Source organism: Mesorhizobium sp. WSM4310 (genome assembly GCF_007003935.1).
Taxonomy (GTDB): domain Bacteria; phylum Pseudomonadota; class Alphaproteobacteria; order Rhizobiales; family Rhizobiaceae; genus Mesorhizobium.
In genome coordinates this window covers 1-19,851 of record NZ_VFTA01000024.1, presented here as the reverse complement: position 1 = coordinate 19,851, position 19,851 = coordinate 1, and the positions used below count along the sequence as shown (strand labels likewise).

19 protein-coding genes are annotated in these 19,851 nt (G+C 63.2%); 13 read left to right on the top strand and 6 right to left on the bottom strand.

Annotation, left to right across the window (positions count from 1 at the left end):
• Window positions 1-24 precede the first annotated feature (24 nt).
• From FJV80_RS23360 to dgt, 9 genes are all read left to right on the top strand, one after another.
• A complete protein-coding gene (locus tag FJV80_RS23360) occupies window positions 25-939 on the top strand; it encodes a sugar ABC transporter permease (RefSeq protein WP_142877561.1) in 915 nt (304 codons plus the stop codon).
• A gap of 1 nt (window position 940) precedes the next feature.
• A complete protein-coding gene (locus tag FJV80_RS23355) occupies window positions 941-1,765 on the top strand; it encodes a carbohydrate ABC transporter permease (RefSeq protein WP_142877523.1) in 825 nt (274 codons plus the stop codon).
• Window positions 1,766-1,894: 129 nt separating this feature from the next.
• Window positions 1,895-2,317 carry a lysozyme inhibitor LprI family protein gene (locus FJV80_RS23350; protein ID WP_142877522.1) on the top strand — a complete coding sequence of 141 codons (423 nt, stop codon included), beginning with the start codon at window positions 1,895-1,897 and terminating at the stop codon, window positions 2,315-2,317.
• Between the two features lie 142 nt (window positions 2,318-2,459).
• A complete protein-coding gene (locus tag FJV80_RS23345) occupies window positions 2,460-3,203 on the top strand; it encodes a DUF899 family protein (protein ID WP_142877521.1) in 744 nt (247 codons plus the stop codon).
• A 174-nt stretch (window positions 3,204-3,377) separates the two neighbouring features.
• Complete coding sequence (locus tag FJV80_RS23340) at window positions 3,378-4,376, top strand: YihY/virulence factor BrkB family protein (protein WP_142877520.1); 999 nt, start codon at window positions 3,378-3,380, stop codon at window positions 4,374-4,376.
• Between the two features lie 126 nt (window positions 4,377-4,502).
• Complete coding sequence (locus FJV80_RS23335) at window positions 4,503-5,048, top strand: DUF4142 domain-containing protein (protein WP_142877519.1); 546 nt, start codon at window positions 4,503-4,505, stop codon at window positions 5,046-5,048.
• Window positions 5,049-5,320: 272 nt separating this feature from the next.
• Window positions 5,321-5,785: a cupin domain-containing protein gene (locus FJV80_RS23330; protein WP_142877518.1), complete on the top strand. Its 465-nt coding sequence runs from the start codon at window positions 5,321-5,323 to the stop codon at window positions 5,783-5,785.
• A 138-nt stretch (window positions 5,786-5,923) separates the two neighbouring features.
• The gene (locus FJV80_RS23325; protein ID WP_142877517.1) at window positions 5,924-6,316 is read left to right on the top strand and encodes a RidA family protein; all 393 of its coding nucleotides are present in this window, start codon (window positions 5,924-5,926) and stop codon (window positions 6,314-6,316) included.
• Between the two features lie 278 nt (window positions 6,317-6,594).
• Window positions 6,595-8,196 carry a dGTP triphosphohydrolase gene (gene dgt / locus FJV80_RS23320; RefSeq protein WP_142877516.1) on the top strand — a complete coding sequence of 534 codons (1,602 nt, stop codon included), beginning with the start codon at window positions 6,595-6,597 and terminating at the stop codon, window positions 8,194-8,196.
• A gap of 48 nt (window positions 8,197-8,244) precedes the next feature.
• Here the strand turns inward: dgt and carB are convergent, their stop codons facing one another.
• From carB to FJV80_RS23305, 3 genes are all read right to left on the bottom strand, one after another.
• Window positions 8,245-11,748, bottom strand: coding sequence for a carbamoyl-phosphate synthase large subunit (carB, locus tag FJV80_RS23315; protein ID WP_142877515.1), 3,504 nt, complete (start codon window positions 11,746-11,748; stop codon window positions 8,245-8,247).
• A gap of 250 nt (window positions 11,749-11,998) precedes the next feature.
• Window positions 11,999-12,982, bottom strand: coding sequence for an SH3 domain-containing protein (locus FJV80_RS23310; RefSeq protein ID WP_246689033.1), 984 nt, complete (start codon window positions 12,980-12,982; stop codon window positions 11,999-12,001).
• Window positions 12,983-13,249: 267 nt separating this feature from the next.
• A complete protein-coding gene (locus tag FJV80_RS23305) occupies window positions 13,250-14,008 on the bottom strand; it encodes a metallophosphoesterase family protein (RefSeq protein ID WP_142877513.1) in 759 nt (252 codons plus the stop codon).
• Between the two features lie 211 nt (window positions 14,009-14,219).
• On the opposite strand from FJV80_RS23305, the gene FJV80_RS23300 reads away from it, so the two are divergent.
• A complete protein-coding gene (locus FJV80_RS23300; protein ID WP_095792858.1) occupies window positions 14,220-14,690 on the top strand; it encodes a nucleoside deaminase in 471 nt (156 codons plus the stop codon).
• Between the two features lie 32 nt (window positions 14,691-14,722).
• On the opposite strand, the gene FJV80_RS23295 is transcribed toward FJV80_RS23300, so the two are convergent.
• On the bottom strand, window positions 14,723-15,079 hold the full coding sequence (locus FJV80_RS23295; RefSeq protein ID WP_095773624.1) for a helix-turn-helix transcriptional regulator: 357 nt from the start codon (window positions 15,077-15,079) through the stop codon (window positions 14,723-14,725).
• 206 nt (window positions 15,080-15,285) lie between these two features.
• On the opposite strand from FJV80_RS23295, the gene FJV80_RS23290 reads away from it, so the two are divergent.
• Window positions 15,286-16,464: an MFS transporter gene (locus tag FJV80_RS23290; protein WP_142877512.1), complete on the top strand. Its 1,179-nt coding sequence runs from the start codon at window positions 15,286-15,288 to the stop codon at window positions 16,462-16,464.
• Between the two features lie 81 nt (window positions 16,465-16,545).
• Here the strand turns inward: FJV80_RS23290 and FJV80_RS23285 are convergent, their stop codons facing one another.
• Window positions 16,546-17,001: a MarR family winged helix-turn-helix transcriptional regulator gene (locus FJV80_RS23285; protein WP_142877511.1), complete on the bottom strand. Its 456-nt coding sequence runs from the start codon at window positions 16,999-17,001 to the stop codon at window positions 16,546-16,548.
• Between the two features lie 211 nt (window positions 17,002-17,212).
• Between FJV80_RS23285 and FJV80_RS23280 the strand changes: the two genes are divergently transcribed.
• Window positions 17,213-18,007 carry an SDR family oxidoreductase gene (locus tag FJV80_RS23280; RefSeq protein ID WP_142877510.1) on the top strand — a complete coding sequence of 265 codons (795 nt, stop codon included), beginning with the start codon at window positions 17,213-17,215 and terminating at the stop codon, window positions 18,005-18,007.
• 213 nt (window positions 18,008-18,220) lie between these two features.
• Here FJV80_RS23280 and FJV80_RS23275 read toward each other — a convergent pair whose 3' ends face one another.
• Entirely contained in the window at window positions 18,221-18,820 is a 600-nt protein-coding gene (locus FJV80_RS23275) for a LysE family translocator (protein ID WP_142877509.1), read from the bottom strand.
• A gap of 96 nt (window positions 18,821-18,916) precedes the next feature.
• Between FJV80_RS23275 and FJV80_RS23270 the strand changes: the two genes are divergently transcribed.
• Window positions 18,917-19,786 (top strand): LysR substrate-binding domain-containing protein, encoded by an 870-nt coding sequence (locus FJV80_RS23270; RefSeq protein WP_095773629.1) that lies wholly within the window; start codon window positions 18,917-18,919, stop codon window positions 19,784-19,786.
• Window positions 19,787-19,851 lie beyond the last annotated feature (65 nt).

The following is a 19,851-nucleotide window of genomic DNA, read 5'->3' as shown; positions in this document are numbered from 1 at the left end:
ACGCCTGTGAAGCGATCGCGACTGATGGCGCAGCGCGTGCGCTCGGCATGGCTGTTCGTGGCGCCGATGCTCCTGGTGCTTGCCGCCGTTGCCGGCTGGCCGCTCGCCCGCACCGTCTATTTCAGCTTCACCGACGCCTCGCTGGCGGATCTCGATGCCCGCCGGTTTGTCGGCTTCGACAATTATTTCTCGGTGCTGCGCCTGCCGAGCGGCCGGGTGATCCATGACGGGCTGCTGGTCGACCCGGTCTGGTGGCGCGCCGTCTGGAACACGGTGCGTTTCGCGGTGATTTCGGTGACCTGCGAGACGATCCTCGGCACGATCGTCGCCCTGGTGCTCAACGCCCAGTTCGCCGGCCGCGGCATCGTCAGGGCGGCGATCCTCATCCCGTGGGCGATCCCGACGATCGTTTCGGCCAAGATGTGGCAATGGATGCTCAACGACCAGTTCGGCATCATCAATGTCGTGCTGGTCAACCTCGGCCTGATCAGCGGCAAGATCGCCTGGACGGCCAGCGCCGACACGGCGATGGTGGCCGTCCTCATCGTCGACATCTGGAAGACGACACCGTTCATGGCGCTGCTGATCCTTGCGGCACTGCAGATGCTGCCGGGCGAGATAATCGAGGTCGCCAAGCTCGACGGCGCCAATCCGTGGCAGATCTTCTGGCGGGTGACCCTGCCGCTGATCCGTCCGGCGGTGATGGTGGCCGTGATCTTCCGCGCGCTCGACGCGCTGCGCATCTTCGACCTGATCTACGTGCTGACGCCCAACAATGGGCACACCAAGTCGATGTCGGTGTTCGCCCGCGAGAACCTGTTCGAGTTCGACAAGTTCGCCTATGGCTCCGCCGCCTCGACCTTGCTTTTCCTGATCCTGGCCCTGCTTTCCATCGCCTATATCCGGATCGGCCGGATCAGCCTGGACGGAGGCCGCTGAGATGCGGATGCTGAAGCGAACGGCCTTCTACCTGCTGGTCGCGGTGATCGCCTTCGTCGCGGTGTTCCCGTTCTACTACGCCGTCGTCACCAGCCTGAAATCGGGAACCGAGCTGTTCCAGGCCGACCTCTGGCCGAAGACGCCAAGCCTCGCCAACTACCGCAACGTGCTGACCGAAGGCAGCTTCGTGCGCAACCTGGTGAATTCGCTGGTCGTCTCGAGCGCGGTCGTCCTGATCTCGCTGCTGCTCGGCGTCACCGCCGCTTACGCGCTGGCGCGCATCCGCTTCCGCGGCCGCTCGGCGCTGCTGCTCGCCATCCTGTCGGTCTCGATGTTCCCGCAGGTGGCGGTGCTGGCCGGGCTGTTCGAACTGGTGCGCATGTTCGGCCTCTACAATTCGCTGTTCGCGCTGATCTTCTCCTACATGATTTTCACCTTGCCGTTCACCGTCTGGGTGCTCACCGCCTTCGTCCGTGACCTGCCGGTCGAGGTCGAGGAGGCGGCGATCCTGGACGGCGCCACGCCATGGATCATCATCACGCGGATCTTCCTGCCGCTGATGTGGCCGGCGCTGGCCACCACTGGGCTCCTGGCCTTTATCGGTGCTTGGAACGAGTTCCTGTTTGCCCTGACCTTCACCTCCAACAATGCGCAGCGGACCGTGCCGGTGGCGATCGCGCTGCTTTCCGGCAACTCGCAGTTCGAGATCCCGTGGGGCAACATCATGGCCGCATCGGTGATCGTCACCGTGCCGCTGGTGGTGCTGGTGCTGATCTTCCAGCGCAAGATCGTCTCCGGCCTCACCGCCGGCGGGGTCAAGGGGTGACTCGGGATGGGTTCCCTGGGCAGATCTGGAAAGGAACTGTCCACCAAGACGGCAGGCCGTGTCTTGCCTCCACTCCTTCGGTTGCTAAGGTTCGCCTGCGTGGGGCTTGTTGAAACAGGAGGAAACACGATGCGGTTTCTGCTTTCCAGCCTTGCTACTCTGCTCCTTGCCGCTCCGCTGCTTGCCGTCCCGGCGCGGGCCGCCGCCGACTGCGCCAACGCGCAGGACCAGACGACCATGAATCAATGCGCCGGCAAGGATTTCGACGCGGCAGACAAGAAGCTCAACGACGCCTACAAGCAGATCGAGGGCCGGCTGAAGGACGATGCGGCATCGAAGAAGTTGCTGGTCGACGCGCAGCGCGGCTGGGTCGCCTTCCGCGACGCCGAATGCAAGTTCCAGGGTGGTCCGATCGACCAGGCGGGTACCGTCTATCCGATGGTCGTCGCCAATTGCCGGACGGCGCTCACCAACGATCGGCTGAAGGATTTCCAGACCTATCTCAACTGCCCTGAAGGCGAGTTGAACTGCCCGGTGCCGACGGCGCGGTAGCGTTCGTCCATCCCATCGGGAAGATATGCCCCTCCCGTCGCCGGGCGGCGTGCGAAAATGTCGGAACCGATTGTCGCCAAACGTCCTTGGGTCGCAGAGCAACAGCGCCGGGACGCCGGCGCCGACTTTAAGGGAGCCGATCATGATCACCTTTCCCAACGAATCCGCCAGATACCGCACCGCCCGCGAAAAGCTGCTGAAGAAGGAAATCGAGCTGCGCCGCGCCATGGAAGCCGTGGCCGAGGCGCGGCGGGCGCTGCCGCCGGGCGGGCTGATCCGCCAGGATTATGTCTTCGATGCGCTCGATGCCGACGGCAAGCCGGCGAAGACAAAACTGTCGGAGCTGTTCGCGCCGGGCAAGGATACACTCATCCTCTACCAGATGATGTTTCCGCGCCATCCCCAGGAAACACGCGACGTGGCGACATCGGGCGGCACGGCCAGGCTCGCCCGGCCGGACCAGCCGTGCCCGTCCTGCACGGCGCTGCTCGACCAGTGGGACGGCGCCGTCGGCCACCTCGAAGCCGCCGGCTTCAACTTTGCCGTGGTGGCCAAGACCGCATTGGAAAACCTGGTCACGCTCGGCCGCGATCGCGGCTGGAAGAACATGCGGCTGGTGTCGTCGGCCGCCAACAGCTTCAAGCGCGACTACAACGCCGAGGACGCCGACGGCGCGCAGATCCCGCTGCTGTCGGTGTTTCACCGCGACGGCGACGGCATCAGGCATTTCTGGTCGTCCGAGCTCGGCTTCGCGCCGCCGGAGCCCGGCCAGGACCCGCGCGCCATCGGCACCTGCGAGATCCTGTGGAACCTGATGGATTTTACCCCGCAAGGCCGGCCCGATTGGCATGAGCAGCTGCAGTATGGGGCGGGGTGTTGTCACTGACATCAGGACGTTTCGGCTTCAGTCGCCGCGCTTCAGCTTCGAATGCTTTTCGGCAAGCGGTCGCTATCCCACCTGCTCGATGAGCCAGGCGGGGCTCGTGCCTGCTTCGGCCGGAACATCGGAAGGCCCGCTGCATTGATAGGAGACGGTTTCGACGCCCTTCACGGATTCGAAATGCGACCGACAGTTAGCAGCCTGTGGGACCTGGTGCGAGAAAGCGTGGTTGGCTTTGTCAACGACAATGCCCTTAGCCATGGCGCGGCGATGGCCTTTTATGCCGCCACGTCGCTGGCCCCGGTTCTGATAATTGTCATCGCGATAGCGGGCATTGCGTTTGGGCATGACGCAGCGCAGCTGGCTTTGTCTGCTCAGATCTCCGGGCTGATGGGTTCAGAAAGCGCGGCGCTGCTTCAAACCGCGCTCGAAGGGGCATCCAGCAAATCATCCGGCACCTTGGCGGCCATCATCGGCACGGCCACTTTGCTCGTCACCGCCTCCGCGGTGTTTGGCGAGATGCAGCAGGCGCTGAATGCAATATGGAAGGTTGAAGCGAAAGGGAGTTCGCTGTCGCGGCTCTTGCGCGCCCGTGCGGCAAGTCTTGGCCTGGTCGCCGCCCTCGGCTTTATGTTGCTGGTCTCCTTGGTGGCGAGCGCGGCGATCTCGGCTTTGGGCGGCGTGATCAGCGCTCAATTGCCGTTCGGCGAATTTGTTCTGAGCGCGATCAACACCCTGATATCCTTTTCCCTGATCACCGTGATGTTTGCCGCGATCTACAAAGTCCTGCCGGACCGTGCCTTGGAATGGCGGGATGTCTGGATCGGTGCTGTCGTGACCGCCGCTCTGTTCACATTGGGGAAGTCGCTTATCGGTTGGTATATCGGCACAAGTGCAATCGCTTCCTCATATGGCGCGGCCGGAGGGCTGCTCGTCATACTGCTCTGGGTCTACTATTCATCACAGATCTTTCTACTCGGTGCGGAGTTGACCCGCGCCTATTCCGTTCGGCATGGCAGCAGATCCGATCTGTACGGGCTGGTTCACAATGCTCCCGTTTCAGAAAACCTTGTTTCAATTCGCCGCACGACCGGCGCTTCGGGCGTCGTCGCGTTGTTGGCGGTGGCGTGCGTGAGCGCAACGATGACGGCCTTCCTGCTGGGGCCTCGCCGCCCGTAGAGGAGCGGTCACGCCGCAATCGCGAGGCCGCTTTCATCCCTTCCCGGAAGGGAGAAGCGGCGCGTCGGCAACCTCACCGCCTCTGCCGCGTTGGGCCTTCGAGGACACCTCTCACGGAGCGCTTCGATGAAACCGCATCTCGCCGCCGCCATGCTGGCCCTTCTGGCCGGAACGCCTTCAGCCTTTTCCCAACAGCCGTCCAGCGACGTGCCGCCGGTCTCCGAGAACAAGGTCGACACCGAAACCTTCACCAGGACCCTGGCCAGCGCCGACCGCTTCGAGATCGAAAGCAGCAAGCTGGCCGAGAAAAAAGGCGTCGCGGCGGATGTGAAGGATTTTGCCGCGCTGATGGTCAAGGACCACACCAAGGCCGGCGAAGATTTCAAGGCGGCGCTTGAAAAGAGCCAGACCACGGCGTCCGTCACCCCGCAAGGCCCCCCGCTGCTGCCGAACGACCAGGCGATGCTCGACCAGCTCAAGGCGCTCGACGGCGACGCCTTCCAGGCCAAATACATCACCTTGCAGACGCAGGCGCACAAGCAGGCCGTGGCTATGGTTTCGACCTATGCGCAGTCCGGCGACGACCCGGCGCTGAAGGAATTCGCCAAGAAGACGCTCGAAACGCTGAAGATGCACGAGATGCATCTGAAGGATTTGGCGGCGGCGCATTAGGGGAGCGAGGCGGCCACTGCGGCACCATCCATTTGACGTTTGCGCTGCCCCTCATTGCCCTGCCGGGCATTTCTCCCCGTAAACGGGGAGAAAGACGCCTGCGCCGGGCTTCGCTAATCCTGTTCGCTGCCGGAGAAGAGCCGGCGTCGCGACAGCCCCTTCGCCCCGTTTACGGGGAGAAGATGCCGGCAGGCAGATGAGGGGCAGCGCTGACTTCGATGGTTTGGTGGTGAGCGGGCGTATAGACTTCCCCCACCACCATGGAGCCACCCATGCCCAAGATCGACCTCGCATCCGTGCCCGTCCGCAAAGGCTCGGGCTATCCCGCGCCGTTCGGCGCCCCTTGCGCCGAGCGTACGCGGCGGCGCCTGGGTGACGCCGGCGGGCTCAGCGATTTCGGCGTCAACCTGATGACGCTGCCGCCCGACGGCTGGTCGAGCCAGCGCCACTGGCACAGCCATGAGGACGAGTTCGTCTATGTGCTGGAAGGCGAACTGACGCTGGTCGAGGATGGCGGCGAGACGCTGCTCAAGGCGGGCGATAGTGCTGCCTTCGCCAAGAACAGCGGCAACGGCCATCACCTGATCAACCGCTCATCGGTCACGGCGCGCTACATCGAGGTCGGCTCGCGCAATCGCGACGATGTCATCACCTGCTCCGACATCGACATGATGAGCCCGAGCTCGGATGGCCGGTTTTTGCACAAGGATGGCACGCCGTATCCGCGGCAGGGGTGAGGCCGATCGCACAGGATGGCGCCAGCGCCATACGAGATTCTCTGGGGCAGTGACGAACTCCGGCTCTGAACCGAGGGTTTGCCACTGGCGTTCCGCCAGTGCCGGGATAAGCTCCCTGCCAACCCAGGGAGCATCACCATGAAAAAACAAGTCATCGAAGTGCCTGTTATGTCGGACAAGGTGCGGGCGCTCGGTCTGCCCTGTTCGACGGCGGTGAAGGCCAATGGCTTCGTGTTCATCTCGGCGACGCCGCCCGTGGACATGGTGACCGGCGAGATGGTGCGCGGCGACATCGAAACGCAGACCGAGGCATCGCTGAAGGCGCTGAAACATTGCCTGGAAGCGGCAGGCACCTCGCTCGACAATGTGGTGATGGTGCGCATCTACGCCGTCAATTCCGGCTTCTACAACGCGATAAACAGGGTGTATGCCCGGTATTTCAGCGTGAACCCGCCGGCGCGGAGTTTCGTGCCGGTGGCGTCCTGGCCGATGGAGTTTGATATCGAGATCGAATGTGTGGCGGTGGCTTGAGAGGTGAGAGCGTAGCCAAGTCAGGTTTTGCATTAGAAAGCTGGCGCGGTTGCCACACAAAAGGCGGAACCAGCTTCGATAGTTCAAAACCTGCTGTCACTCAGGCAAATTCACGTGACATGTTTCTCGATTCATGGTCTCCTATTTCGCACGTATGTTCCTTATTTGTTCCCTTAATTCGACGTTAACGCGCCCTATCTAACATGTCTCTAACGGGAGAATCCTCTTGGCTATAGCTGCCGTTCGATCGCATCCTAACGAAAAGAGCGCACTGTCTGATGCGCGCGATTCAGCGTGGAAAAAAAGCGAATTTATTCGTAGTGCTCTCTCCGGGAGTACCGATAGCGATCGTGGGGAAGCTGGTGGGGCAAGCAGTAAGAACGACGATCGGAAAGAGAAAGCGGAGTAGTCCGCTTTATTCCGCTAGGGATGAATATCGCATTGTCGGGACTAATCCAGACAAGCCCGCTGAGGAGTTTAGGTCTCCTTGGCGTAGAGATATTGCTCGCTTAATTCATTCGCCGGCTTTCAGGAGGCTTCAGGGTAAGACGCAAGTCTTTCCGAGGTCGGAATCCGATTTCGTTAGGACTCGACTGACTCATTCTCTCGAAGTCGCTCAAATCGCCAAATCTATCGCTATTCGTCTAAATGCTAAGGACGATTTTTTTCGAGCCAAAACTAGGCAAATTCACCCTGATATCGTTGAGTTTGCTGGCATGGCGCATGATCTAGGTCATCCGCCTTTCGGTCATAACGGTGAAGAAGCGCTAGACAATCTCATGAAGGGTTATGGCGGGTTTGAGGGCAATGCTCAGACCTTGCGAATCTTAACTAAGCTTGAGAAAAAGCAGCTCCTAAACGGCGGCAAAAGTGTTGAGCAAGCCTTTGATGATAACGGCAATGACTTACGTTGTGGTCTCAATCTCGCGTCGAGATCCTTAGCTTCTATTTTAAAGTACGATTCTATGATTCCCGAGCGCCACGAAGATAGGCCGACCGAAGGTGTTCAGAAGGGTTTCTATTTCCACGAAGAAGAGATCGTAAAAAAGATAAAAAAAGACGTACTTAAGGGCAAAACTGTCAGTCGTTTTAAAACTATTGAATGCTCAATAATGGATGTCGCTGACGACATAGCGTATGCGACTTATGATATTGAAGATGTTGCCAAACTTAAATTTTTTCGCCTAGTTGACTATCTGTACCCTGGAAAAGACACGCTGAGCGAGATAGCAGAGACTATCGAAAAGAGGTCGAGAAAATATTATCGCGACTTGCCCGATTCTGCCCATGCGACATCGTCAAGAGATGTATTGAACAACATCTTTGACATAATTGGCGAGATATTTGACCTCGAGCCAGATCAAGCCAAAGCTATGAAGTCTTTGCAGAACGATCGCGCTAGAAATATAGTGACCGTGTTTACGGTTAACGAGGCTTCCGATAAAATAACCAACGATGGGTATAGAAGAACAAAATTTACGTCAGGGTTGGTTCAGGAGTTTCTTGATGCTGTTGAGGTTAAGTACGATGAAGAAAGCCCCCTCTTGTCTCAAGTTAGGGTGAGGCACAAGACATTCAAGAAGCTAGAGACGTTAAAGAACCTTACTTATTGTATGACAATAAATAGTAATGCGTTGAAGATATCAGAGTATCGGTCTCGTGATATAATAAATGGAATATTTGAAGCCTTTACGTCGGAGACAGGGTATAAGCTTTTCCCCGAAGATTGTAGATTTATATACGGGAAGGCTAAATCTACTGTCTTGCGGAAAAGAATTATTTGCGATTTTATTTCGGGCATGACTGATAGCTATGCTATCGAGGTTTATGATAAGCTGTACTCTTCCGCAAATGCTAGTATATTTAAAGGAACAAATTAGCAGCTTGGGCAGATTTGAGTTGGAGGCTCATTTGGAAGAGCGTGCCTGTCACGCAAAATACTCCTGCAGCGGCCTGACCTCGAGGCTCCCCGCCTTCAGCGCCGCGATCGCCTCCGCAACAGCCGCCGCACCCGACAGTGTCGTGTAATACGGCACCTTCTGCATCAGCGTCGCCCTGCGCAGCGACTTGGAGTCCGACACCGCCTTCTGGCCGTCCGTCGTGTTGAAGACGATCTGCACCTGGCGGTTGCGGATGGCGTCCTCGATATGGGGGCGGCCTTCCAGCACCTTGTTGATCTTCTCGGCGTCGACGCCGTTTTCGGCGAGGAAGCGTTGCGTGCCTGACGTCGCCAGCACCTTGAAGCCGAGGCCGGTCAGACGTTTGACGGCCGGCAAGATGCCCTTTTTGTCCTCGTCGCGCACCGAGACGAACAGCGTGCCAGAGCGCGGCAGGTCGACGCCCGCGCCGAGCTGGCTCTTGGCGAAGGCCAGCGCGAAATCGCGGTCGAGGCCCATGACCTCGCCGGTCGAGCGCATTTCCGGGCCGAGCAGGATGTCGACGCCGGGGAAGCGGGCGAACGGGAAGACGGCTTCCTTGACCGCGATGTGGCCGGGATTTCTGGGGTCGGGCATGGCGCCATAGTGGGCGAAGGCGTCTTCCAGCGTCTCGCCGGCCATGATGCGGGCGGCGATCTTGGCGATGGGCCGCCCGATGGTCTTGGCGACGAAGGGCACGGTGCGCGATGCGCGCGGGTTGACCTCCAGCACATAGACCGTGCCGTCCTTGATCGCGTATTGCACGTTCATCAACCCGCCGACATTGAGCGCGCGGGCAAGGGCGGCCGTCTGGCGCTCCAACTCGTCGACCAGTTCCGAGGGCAGCGAGTGAACGGGGAGCGAGCAGGCACTGTCGCCCGAATGGATGCCGGCCTCCTCGATGTGTTCGAGAATGCCGGAGACGAAGGTCGCCTTGCCGTCGCAGAGGCAGTCGACATCGACCTCGATGGCGCCCGAGAGATAGGTGTCGAACAAAAGCGGGTTCTTGCCCAGCAGCGTGTTGATCTGGCCGGTCTTGTCGTTGGGGTATTTCTGCTTGATGTCCTCCGGCACCAGGCCGGGCACGGTGTCGAGCAGGTAGGACTGCAGCATGCTCTCGTCATGGATGATCTGCATGGCGCGGCCGCCAAGCACATAGGAGGGGCGCACCACCAAGGGGAAACCGAGTTCGCCGGCGACGAGGCGGGCCTGCTCGACCGAATAGGCGATGCCGTTCTTCGGCTGGCTGAGGTTGAGCTTGTGCAGCAGCTTCTGGAAGCGGTCGCGGTCCTCGGCCAGATCGATCATGTCGGGCGAGGTGCCGAGGATCGGGATGCCGGCCTTTTCCAGCGCGTCCGCCAGTTTCAGCGGCGTCTGGCCGCCGAACTGGACGATGACGCCGACCAGCTGACCCGAGGCCTGCTCGGCGCGCAGGATCTCCAGCACGTCCTCCGCCGTCAGCGGATCGAAATAGAGGCGGTCCGACGTGTCGTAGTCGGTCGAGACCGTCTCCGGGTTGCAGTTGATCATGATCGCTTCATAGCCGGCGTCGCGCAGCGCGAAGGCCGCATGGCAGCAGCAATAGTCGAACTCGATGCCCTGGCCGATGCGGTTCGGACCGCCGCCGAGGATGACGACCTTCTTGCGCGACGAGACCTGCGCCTCGTTGGCGAGCGCGCCGGCGAACGGCACTTCATAGGTCGAGTACATGTAGGCGGTGGGCGAGGCGAATTCGGCGGCGCAGGTGTCGATGCGCTTGTAGACCGGATGAACGTCGAGCCTGTCGCGGATCTTCGCCACCACTTCGGCGTCGGTCCTGGTCAGCGACGCCAGGCGGGCATCGGAGAACCCTATGGCCTTCAGCATGCGCAGGTTGACGGCATCGGCTGGCAAGCCGTGCTCGCGGATGCGGGCTTCCATGGCGAGGATGCCTGCGATCTGTTCGAGGAACCACGGGTCGATCTTGCACATTGCGTGCACGTCTTCCAGCGAGGTGCCCATGCGGATCGCCTGCGCCACCATGCGCAGCCGGTCGGGCGTCGGCGTGCCGAGCGCGGCACGGATGGCGTTGCGGTCGTCGGCGTGGTTGGCAGCCGTCGCCCCATGGCCGAGGCCGGGGATTTCGATCTCGTCGAGGCCGGTCAGGCCGGTTTCCAGGCCACGCAGCGCCTTCTGCAGCGATTCCTGGAAGGTGCGGCCGATGGCCATGACCTCGCCTACCGACTTCATGGCTGTCGTCAGTACCGGCTCGGCGCCGGGGAATTTCTCGAAGGCAAAGCGCGGGATCTTGGTGACGACATAATCGATCGACGGCTCGAACGAGGCGGGCGTGGCGCCGCCGGTGATGTCATTCTCCAACTCGTCCAGCGTGTAGCCGACGGCAAGCTTTGCGGCGATCTTGGCGATCGGGAAGCCGGTCGCCTTCGACGCCAGGGCCGACGAGCGCGAGACGCGCGGGTTCATCTCGATGACGACGAGGCGGCCATCGGCCGGGTTGACGGCGAACTGCACGTTGGAGCCGCCGGTCTCGACGCCGATCTCGCGCAGCACCGCGATCGAGGCGTTGCGCATCATCTGGTATTCTTTGTCCGTGAGGGTCAGCGCCGGGGCGACGGTAATCGAGTCGCCGGTGTGGACGCCCATCGGATCGATGTTCTCGATCGAGCAGACGATGATGCAATTGTCCGCCTTGTCGCGGACGACCTCCATCTCGTACTCCTTCCAGCCAAGCACGCTTTCCTCGATCAGTACTTCGGTGGTCGGCGAGGCGTCGAGGCCGGACTGGACGATGTCGTAGAATTCGGCGCGGTTGTAGGCGATGCCGCCGCCGGTGCCGCCCATGGTGAAGGAGGGGCGGATGATGGCGGGCAGGCCGACATGGTCGAGCGCCTGGGCGGCGATTGCCATGGCGTGGCTGATGTAGCGCTGCTTGCGGTCGCCTTCGCCGAGGTTCCAGCGGGTTTCCAGCGCGTCGAGCTCGGCGTCGAGATTGTCAGGCTTCTCGGCCTTCAGCGCGGCGCGCTCCGCCTCGTGCGTCTTGCGGTCGGCGTTCTTGACGTCGGTGGCGTTGGCCAGCATCGACTTCGGCGTTTCCAGGCCGATCTTGCTCATCGCCTCGCGGAACAGCGCGCGGTCCTCGGCCTTGTCGATGGCCGTGGCGTCGGCGCCGATCATCTCGACATTGTAGCGGTCGAGCACGCCCATGCGGCGCAGCGACAAAGCGGTGTTGAGCGCGGTCTGGCCGCCCATGGTCGGCAGCAGCGCGTCGGGCCGCTCCTTGGCGATGATCTTGGCGACGACCTCCGGCGTGATCGGCTCGATATAGGTGGCGTCGGCCAGTTCCGGGTCGGTCATGATCGTTGCCGGGTTGGAATTGACCAGGATGACGCGGAAACCTTCCTCTTTAAGCGCCTTGCAGGCCTGGGTACCGGAATAGTCGAACTCGCAGGCCTGACCTATGACGATGGGGCCGGCCCCGATGATCAGGATCGACTTGATGTCGGTGCGTCTTGGCATGTCATAGGTCCGTTCGGCGGGCGGCTTGCACAAAAAACCGGGACGGGAAGACCCGGCCGGTTGTGCTCGCGATTCTGGTATCAGGCTAGGTGGGCCTTATAGGGAAGAGTTTTGGCGGATGTAACCCCGAAAATGCTGGATTAGGCAGTAGGAAATAGGCAGTAGGGATTGGGCAGCAGGCAGTAGGGCTTTTCAAGCGCCTTGGACGTACGTCCCTACTGCCCATTCCCTACTGCCTACTGCCTAATCCCTAGCGTCCAAACGCTACCGTGTCGGTGATCTCGAAGCGTTCGGAGACGCCGATGCGGATCATGCTCAGGCTGCCCTCGCGGGTGAAGCGGAAATCGCCCTTGGTGTCCGAGCCGGCCGGCAGGCCGGCATAGAAGGAGATGAGGCGCGTGCCGCCGTCGGGCCAGGTCACGGTGATATCGGCCTTGTCGGCGCCCTTGTGCACGATGGCGGCCGCGCAGCGCTGCATCGGCTGGCCGACATAGCGGGCGCAGGGGATTTCGACGCCGCCGCCCTGGGCAAGCGAGGTCGGCTGCGGCGGCAGTTCGGCGACGGTCTGCGTGTCGACGGCGGGCGCGGCGCCGTCAGGACGCGGTGTGGGAACGGGAAGCGATCCGGCCGGCGAGCCGCTGTCCGCGGCTGCATCCTGGGCGACGGCGGGGATTTCTCCGGTCGGCGGGGTTTCATTCGCCGCCAGCGCCAGGCCGTAGGCATCCTGCATGGCGATCTCGGCGGCGGACTTGACCGGGGCTTCCGGCGTGTCGGGATGGGCCGCGCCGCCGAGCCGCGCCGTCAGGTCGGGCTGTACCGCCGGCGGCGGCGCATCGGGCGCCGCGCCTGCATCGGCCGCCTGGCCGACGGGCACCGTTGCCGGGTTGACGGGAACGAGGTAGCGCGCCGGGGCCCAGCCGCTGGCTTTGGGGTTGTCTGTCTCGACCTTGCACCAGGGGTGCCCGTCAATGTCGTTGCAGCCGAGGTTCCTGACGCTGGCGCCGGCGGCCAGACGCGCCTCGGTCTTGCCGGTCGCCGACGGTTTGGCGCGGACATTGAGCAGGTCGTCAGGCGCGAGACCGGTGACGACGGAGATGAAGGGCGTCTCTTCGGCATGGGCCGGGGCAATGGCGGACCACGCCGCCATCAGCAGCGGAGCGGCCATCAGCGCCAAGAGCGTTGTCCGCAGCGTAATTCGGCGCCTCGTCACTTGGCTGTCGGCGATCAATTGCATTCCCAAAGGCACCGCCAGAACCCAAAACGCTGCCGCACGCGAAGCCGGTTTTATAAGCGACGCTGCGCCGCCGTGTCTACAAGCGAGATGTTTTGCGCCTTCGCGAAGGCGCTTGAGCAGGTCGGATGAGGCTACCGGCATGAACGCAAGGCATTCCCCGGGGCATGAGCTTCGCTCAGCCCGGGGCATGAAGCAAGCTTCAGTCCGGGGCATGAAGCAAGCTTCAGCCCGGCATGAAGCAAGCTTCAGCCTGGCATGAAGCAAGCTTCAGCCTGGCATGAAGCCGGTCCTCAGCGCGTTGGCCCATTCTGGGCGTCCCGCCTGTTCGGCCTGTCGTGCTGCCGCCTCGTGGTCGTAGTCGACGGCGATCGTCTCGAAACGGTCGGGCCGGCCTTCGCCACCCAAGGTGACGATGCCGTAGCGCGCATGCGGCGAACCTTGTTCGGAAACATGCGCCGGCGGGGTGGAATCATCATAGGCGGGGCTGCCGATGCTGCCCGGATTGAAGATGACGGGACCGTCGGGGATGCGGATCAGTTCCGGGCGGTGGCTGTGGCCGCACAGCGCGATGCGGCAGGCCCGGTCGAGCGCCTTGAGCCGCCGCCTGATCGACGCCAGCGGCGCGCGCACCAGCTGGCCATCGACGATTGCGTCGAGCAGGTATTTCTCGTCATGGTCGGGACGGGCATGGAAGGCGACGATGCCCGGCGCGATCTCCAGCGTCAGCGGCTGCGCGAACAGCACCTGGCGCTGCGCCTCAGTCAGCCGCTCCTGCGCATAGATGTCGGACGCCCACATGGTCTCGTCGGCCGGATCGACCGCGACGCGGCGGTCATGGTTGCCGCGCACCGTCGGCAGGTTCAGCGCTTCCAGGCGCTCAAACGTCTCGCGCGGCCAGAGCGGTCCTGAAACGCTGTCGCCGAGATTGACGGTGAGCTCAGCGCCGCCGCGACGCGCCAAATCCTCCAGCACCGCGTCAAGCGCAAGGACGTTGCCATGGATATCGGCGAGGACGGCTATGCGCATGCGACGGGCTCCCTTGGTGCGGCCCATCGGGACGCCGGCCCATCTTCGTTATCAAGCCACCGCCTTCCTAATCAAGTCCCCACCTTTGGGGCAGCCGGAACCACCGCGCAGCCCGCCCATGGCTATCGCGAGGCAGCATTCCATCTGCTACCATCCACGCCGTCCCAGAGTTCATGATATCCGCTGAGACAGGTTCGGAAGGCACCAAGCGATGACCCGCGACCAGATGTTCGCCCACCTGCGCGCTGCCAATGAGGTCGCGCGCGACGCCGCCGCGCATGGGCACCATCCTTTCGGCTGTGTGCTCGTCGGCCCCGATGACCGCATCCTGATGCGGCAAGGCAACATCAACACCGTGCGCCACGCCGAAACCGAACTCAGCCGGCGTGCCGCGGACGCCTATCCGCCGGAATTCCTGTGGTCCTGCACACTGGTCTCGACCGGCGAGCCCTGTGCGATGTGCACGGGAACGCTCTATTGGGCAAATATCGGCCGGCTGGTCTACGGCTTCGAGGAGACCAAGCTTCTCGCGCTGACTGGCGACCATGCCGAGAATCCGACGATGAACCTCTCCTCGCGCACGGTCCTCGGCTCCGGGCAGAAGCCGGTCGAGGTCCACGGCCCCATCCCCGAGATGGAGGAGGAGCTTCTCGCCCCGCATATCGGTTTTTGGCAGCGCTAGGGCGACAGCACCTTACCTTTGAACCTGCAAATCTAGGCCGGCATCTCGATATCGTGGCCGCCGACCGCCGGCAGAGCGGGGTCGTCGACGGCGGCGGCGATGACGCTGTCGAGCAGGCCGGGGAAGCGGGCGTCGAGATCGGCGCGGCGCAGCGTGATCATGCGGTTGGTGCCGACCACTTCGGCGCGGGTGACGCCGGCCTCGCGCAGCTTGGCAAGGTGGTAGCTGAGATTGGTCTTCGAGCCGAGATCGAGGAACCGGCTGCAGTTCAGCGCCACGCCTTCCTTGCTGGCGAGATAGCGCACGATGGCGAGCCGCGTCGGATCGCCGAGCACGCCAAGCACGATCGGGAGGCTGATCTGGTCCGTATTGGGATGAGGTAACGTCATGGCTGGAACCTAAGCGCAGTTCGGGTCGATTTCAACGCATCCGTCCTCGCCGGCCCGTGCACGCTGTTTCTCCATTTTTGTCCGTACCGAACGATTGTGCTGACACAGGGCTGACAGGATGGTTCAGCTATTTTGCCATGGCTTCATTGACATCATGCCCTGTTATGTCCAATTGTTCAATAACTTTTGAACTAAGGACACGCGCCATGGACAAGCGGCTCTTCTGGCTTGCGCTCGGATCGTTCACGATCTCGACCGAGGGCTTCGTCATCTCCAGCCTTCTGCCAGACATCGCCAGGGATGCCGGCATTTCCATTCCACTCGCCGGCACGCTGATCACCGCCTTCGCGCTCGCCTATGCGATCGGCACGCCGATCCTGGCGACGCTGACCGGCGAATGGGACCGGCGTCGCGTCATCCTTTGGACGCTGGTGTTCTTCGTCATCGGCAACATCGCCGCCGCCTTGAGTTCCTCATTCGAAGTGCTGTTGATCGCGCGCATCATCATGGCGCTGTCGTCGGGCCTGTTCGCCGCGACGGCGCAAGGCACGGCGGTGGCGCTGGTCGATGACCATCACCGGGCACGCGCCATCGCCGTGGTCGTCGGCGGCACCACGGTGGCCGTCGCCGTCGGTGCGCCGCTCGGCGCGCTGGTCGCGACGATCGCCGGCTGGCGCGGCACCTTCTATGCGATTGCCGGGCTCGGGGCGCTTGCCGGCGCCATCCTCTGGTACAGGCTGCCGCGCGGCATCGTCGGCACCAGGCTGCCGCTGAAGCGCCGGCTGGCGGCCGCCATGCGGCCGGGCGTGATGCCGATCCTGGTGACGACATTGCTGGCGCTGACCGGCGCCTTCACCGTCTTTGCCTATGTCGCGCCGCTCGCCATCCAGGGCGCCGGGCTCAGCCAGATCGCGCTGCCCGGCATGCTGCTTGCCTTCGGCGTCGGCGCCGTCATCGGCAACATTGCCGGCGGCCAGGCGGCAGACCGGTTCGGCGCCACCCGGACCGTCGGCTGGTCGTTGACGCTGAGTGCCGCCATGCTGGTGATGCTGTCGGTCGTGCCGGCCTTCCTGCCGCAGCACATTGCCGGTCCGGCGCTGATGGCGATGATGGTGCCGTGGGGCATTGTCGGCTGGGCGTTCCCGCCGGCGCAGGCCAGCCGCATCATCAAGCTGGCGCCCGATGCCGCCCCGATCGTGCTGTCGCTCAACGGCTCGGCCCTCTATCTCGGCGTGGCGCTGGGCGCGGTGGTCGGCGGTGGCGTGCTGCGCTACGGCGCGCCGGCCGATCTCGGCCTGGTCGCGGCTGCCTTCCCGCTGATCGGGCTTGGCATCGTGCTGGCCGGCCGCTGGGCGGCACGGCCGGTCGCGATGCCGGCCGAATAATCGCTTCGAAGGCCGCCGGCTGCCAATCCATTTTGACACAATTCCGGACGGAAAACCGTTTCACACTTTTCCTGGAATTGCTTAGGCAGCCGGCGGCAAAACGAAATCCAGCGCGCTGATGTCATCCAGCAGCGCGCGCAGGCGTTCCGCCTTCTCCTTGCCCACCACATCCTCGAAGCGCTGCTGGGCGAGCTGCCACAGCTTCATCGCCTCATCGAGCTTGATGCGCCCTTGCCGGGTCAGCCGCACCCGCTTTATGCGGCGGTCGTCCGGGTCGGCGAAGGTCTCGACATAGCCGTCGCGGATCAGCGGCTTCAGCGTGTGGCCGAGCGCCGACAGGTCCATGACCAGGGCAGCGGCAATGGCGCCCATCGCCGGCTCGTTGCCGATATGGATCTGGTATAGCAGGCCCTGCTGCGTGGCCTTGAGGCCTGACGGCGCCTGCACGTCGTCATAGAACTGGCCGAGCTTGCGCGTCGCGCGCCGCAGCATGGCGTAGTTGCAGGCTGTCAGCCCGGGCAGGGTGTCTTTCGGCATGGTGGTTCCTCGGCGCCGGTGAAAATTCTGTCCGGCCGCTGCCAGACAAATAATCCCGAACGCACTCATTGACAAGATAGTGGCATATGCCTACTTCGTAGAAAGTGGTATATGCCACTAAATCAATCAGGCGGCTTGCCGGCGAGCCGAGGCGAATGCCTGCGGCGCCGGCGGCCAGGTCGAAGCGAACAGAGATGGAAGGAACAGGACAATGAGTGGACAGGCAAACAAGGGAACGGCGGTCGTCACCGGCGCCTCGTCTGGCATCGGCGCGGTCTATGCGGACAGGCTGGCCGGGCAGGGTTATGATCTGGTGCTGGTGGCGCGGCGCGCCGACCGGCTCGAGGAACTGGCCGAAAAGCTGCGCTACGCCTATGACCGCAAGGTCAGCGTGATCAGCGCCGATCTCTCGGACGACGATGATGTGCGCCGCGTCGAGCAGGCGATATCGGCCGACGACAGCGTGACGCTGCTGGTCAACAATGCCGGCCTTGGCGGCCAGCAGGTGGTGGCTACGGCCGACGCCGACGCGGCCGAGCGCATGATCAAGGTCAATGTCATCGCCTTGACCCGCCTGACCCGTGCCGTGCTGCCGGGTCTTCTGGCACGCAACCGCGGCGCCATCGTCAACATCGCCTCGGTGCTTGCCTATGAAACCTCGTTCGGCGGCATCTACAGCGGTACCAAGGCCTATGTCGTCAACTTCACCGAGGCTCTGCACCGCGAGGTCGCGGGCACCAATGTAAAGGTGCAGGTGGTGCTGCCGGGCGCGACCCGGACCGATTTCTGGGAACTCGCCGGCAGCGATATCGACCAGCTTCCGAAGGAGATCATCATGTCCGCCGACGATATGGTCGATGCCGCGCTTGTCGGCCTGGCCAGGGGCGAAGCCGTCACCGTGCCGGCACTTGCCGATGTCGCCAGGCTGGACACATTCCTCGGCGCCCGCCAAGCCTTCTACGGCAGCCTGCACGCCGACAAGCCGGCGGCGCGTTACGCGGGTTGAGGGTTTCAGGATTTGAGTTCCTCGCCCCACGGGAGTGGGGGAGAGGTGGCCGCGAAGCGGTCGGAGAGGGGGCCTGCGCCAGCGGTGGAAAGGATTCTGGAAGCCCCATTCACGGACAGGATTCGCCATTCCCCCTCTCCGTCTCGGCTTCGCCGAGCCACCTCTCCCCCGCCTCTGGCGGGGGCGAGGAACCCAGGCTCTGCAAGGCCTCAGCTACGCCGCCCGCCACATCGGAATGATCGACGCTGCCAGCACCAGTGCCAGCACGATGTTGAGCGCTCGCCACTGCCATTCGGTCTTGAGCAGCCGGGCCAGCACCATGCCGGCCACGCACCAGGCGGAGAGCGAGATGGCGGCGGTGAGGCCGAAGGTTGAGCCGAGCAGCAAGGCGAGTTGTCCCGGCCCATCGGCCAGCGCGGCGAACGAGGCCGCCGCGCCGAGCCCCATCGCCCAACCCTTGGGGTTCATCCATTGGATGCCGGCGCCGCCAAGGAAGCTGTTGGGCTTGGCCATGGTCACGTCGAGATTGGGTGGCCCGGCACGGCCGATCTTGATCGCCAGCCACAGGAGATAGAGCGAGCCGATCACCTTCATCGCCAGTTGCAGCGACGGCACCGCAAGCAGCAGGCCCGCGAGGCCGGCGGCGGCCGCCCCCGTCACGGTAGCGAGGCCAGCGGCGCTGCCGATCATCAGCGGAACCGAACGGCGAAAACCGAACTGCGCGCCCGAGGCGGTGGACAAGGTCGTGGCAATCCCAGGCGTGGCGGTGGCCACGAAGGCAAACAGGATGAGCGGCAGGATCGGCTGGAGCATGGGGCGTCCTTTATCGGAGGCTCCATCGTAGGCTGGGTGCGTGCATCAGCAAATGCAATGTTTGCTATGATTAGCATTAGCATTTATAATGCAATTATGATCCGCAATCTCGATACGGCGCTGATGCGCACCTTCGTCACCGTCGCCGACAAGGCCAGCATGACGGCGGCCGCCAATGTGCTGCACCTGACCCAGGGCGCCGTCAGCCAGCAGGTCAAAAGGCTGGAGGACACGCTTGGCTGCAGCCTGTTCGAGCGCGACCGGCGCGGCCTGCGCCTGACGCGGTCCGGCGAGCGGCTGTTCGGCAAGGCCAAGCGCCTGCTCGGCCTCAACGACGAGATCTGGGCCGAGATGGCGGGCTCGGCCGTCGCCGGCCAGGTGCGGCTAGGCGTGCCCTACGACCTCGTCGGCACCTTGCTGGCGCCGGTGCTGAAGGCCTATGCCGAGACCTATCCGCAGGTCGAGATATCGCTGGTCTGCGCGTCATCGCCGGAACTGGCGTCAGCGCTTGCGGCCGGAACCATCGACCTCGCGGTGATCGAGGAACGCGTCGGCCCGACATCGGGCGAGTGCCTGGCCATCGACCGGCTGGTCTGGGTCGGCGCCCGAGGCGGCACCGCCAGCGCCAAGCGGCCGCTGCCGGTGTCGATCGTCGCCGACACCTGCGCCTTCCGCCCGGTGGTGCTGTCAGCCCTCAACGAGCATGGGCTGGAATGGCGCACCGTGTTCGAAAACGGCAATATCGACGCCACGACGGCGACGGTGCGCTCCGATCTTGCCGTCACCACCTGGCTGGCCTCCACCGTGCCGGCCGATCTCGACATCTTGCCGTTCGATGTCGGGCTGCCGCCACTGCCGAATTTTGCCATCAATCTGCATCTGCCGCGGCACGGCGTCGGGCCTGCGGCACAGGAGTTCGCGCGGCACATACGCGATGGGTTGGCGCGACGGCCACAGGCAGCTTGAGACCAAGCAGAACTTGGGTTCCTCTCCCCCGTCGATCGGGGGAGAGGTGTCGAGCGAAGCTCGAC

What these genes read in the sequence shown, in the direction of transcription:
- FJV80_RS23310 (WP_246689033.1), bottom strand. Translation starts at nt 12,982, where the DNA reads ATGCAATTGATCGCCGACAGCCAAGTGACGAGGCGCCGAATTACGCTG.
- FJV80_RS23335 (WP_142877519.1), top strand. Translation starts at nt 4,503, where the DNA reads ATGAAACCGCATCTCGCCGCCGCCATGCTGGCCCTTCTGGCCGGAACG.
- FJV80_RS23295 (WP_095773624.1), bottom strand. Translation starts at nt 15,079, where the DNA reads ATGACGTTACCTCATCCCAATACGGACCAGATCAGCCTCCCGATCGTG.
- FJV80_RS23275 (WP_142877509.1), bottom strand. Translation starts at nt 18,820, where the DNA reads ATGCTCCAGCCGATCCTGCCGCTCATCCTGTTTGCCTTCGTGGCCACC.
- FJV80_RS23340 (WP_142877520.1), top strand. Translation starts at nt 3,378, where the DNA reads ATGCGACCGACAGTTAGCAGCCTGTGGGACCTGGTGCGAGAAAGCGTG.
- FJV80_RS23280 (WP_142877510.1), top strand. Translation starts at nt 17,213, where the DNA reads ATGAGTGGACAGGCAAACAAGGGAACGGCGGTCGTCACCGGCGCCTCG.
- FJV80_RS23305 (WP_142877513.1), bottom strand. Translation starts at nt 14,008, where the DNA reads ATGCGCATAGCCGTCCTCGCCGATATCCATGGCAACGTCCTTGCGCTT.
- FJV80_RS23350 (WP_142877522.1), top strand. Translation starts at nt 1,895, where the DNA reads ATGCGGTTTCTGCTTTCCAGCCTTGCTACTCTGCTCCTTGCCGCTCCG.
- FJV80_RS23285 (WP_142877511.1), bottom strand. Translation starts at nt 17,001, where the DNA reads ATGCCGAAAGACACCCTGCCCGGGCTGACAGCCTGCAACTACGCCATG.
- dgt (WP_142877516.1), top strand. Translation starts at nt 6,595, where the DNA reads ATGCGCGCGATTCAGCGTGGAAAAAAAGCGAATTTATTCGTAGTGCTC.
- FJV80_RS23270 (WP_095773629.1), top strand. Translation starts at nt 18,917, where the DNA reads ATGATCCGCAATCTCGATACGGCGCTGATGCGCACCTTCGTCACCGTC.
- FJV80_RS23330 (WP_142877518.1), top strand. Translation starts at nt 5,321, where the DNA reads ATGCCCAAGATCGACCTCGCATCCGTGCCCGTCCGCAAAGGCTCGGGC.
- FJV80_RS23355 (WP_142877523.1), top strand. Translation starts at nt 941, where the DNA reads ATGCGGATGCTGAAGCGAACGGCCTTCTACCTGCTGGTCGCGGTGATC.
- FJV80_RS23290 (WP_142877512.1), top strand. Translation starts at nt 15,286, where the DNA reads ATGGACAAGCGGCTCTTCTGGCTTGCGCTCGGATCGTTCACGATCTCG.
- FJV80_RS23345 (WP_142877521.1), top strand. Translation starts at nt 2,460, where the DNA reads ATGATCACCTTTCCCAACGAATCCGCCAGATACCGCACCGCCCGCGAA.
- FJV80_RS23325 (WP_142877517.1), top strand. Translation starts at nt 5,924, where the DNA reads ATGAAAAAACAAGTCATCGAAGTGCCTGTTATGTCGGACAAGGTGCGG.
- carB (WP_142877515.1), bottom strand. Translation starts at nt 11,748, where the DNA reads ATGCCAAGACGCACCGACATCAAGTCGATCCTGATCATCGGGGCCGGC.
- FJV80_RS23300 (WP_095792858.1), top strand. Translation starts at nt 14,220, where the DNA reads ATGACCCGCGACCAGATGTTCGCCCACCTGCGCGCTGCCAATGAGGTC.
- FJV80_RS23360 (WP_142877561.1), top strand. Translation starts at nt 25, where the DNA reads ATGGCGCAGCGCGTGCGCTCGGCATGGCTGTTCGTGGCGCCGATGCTC.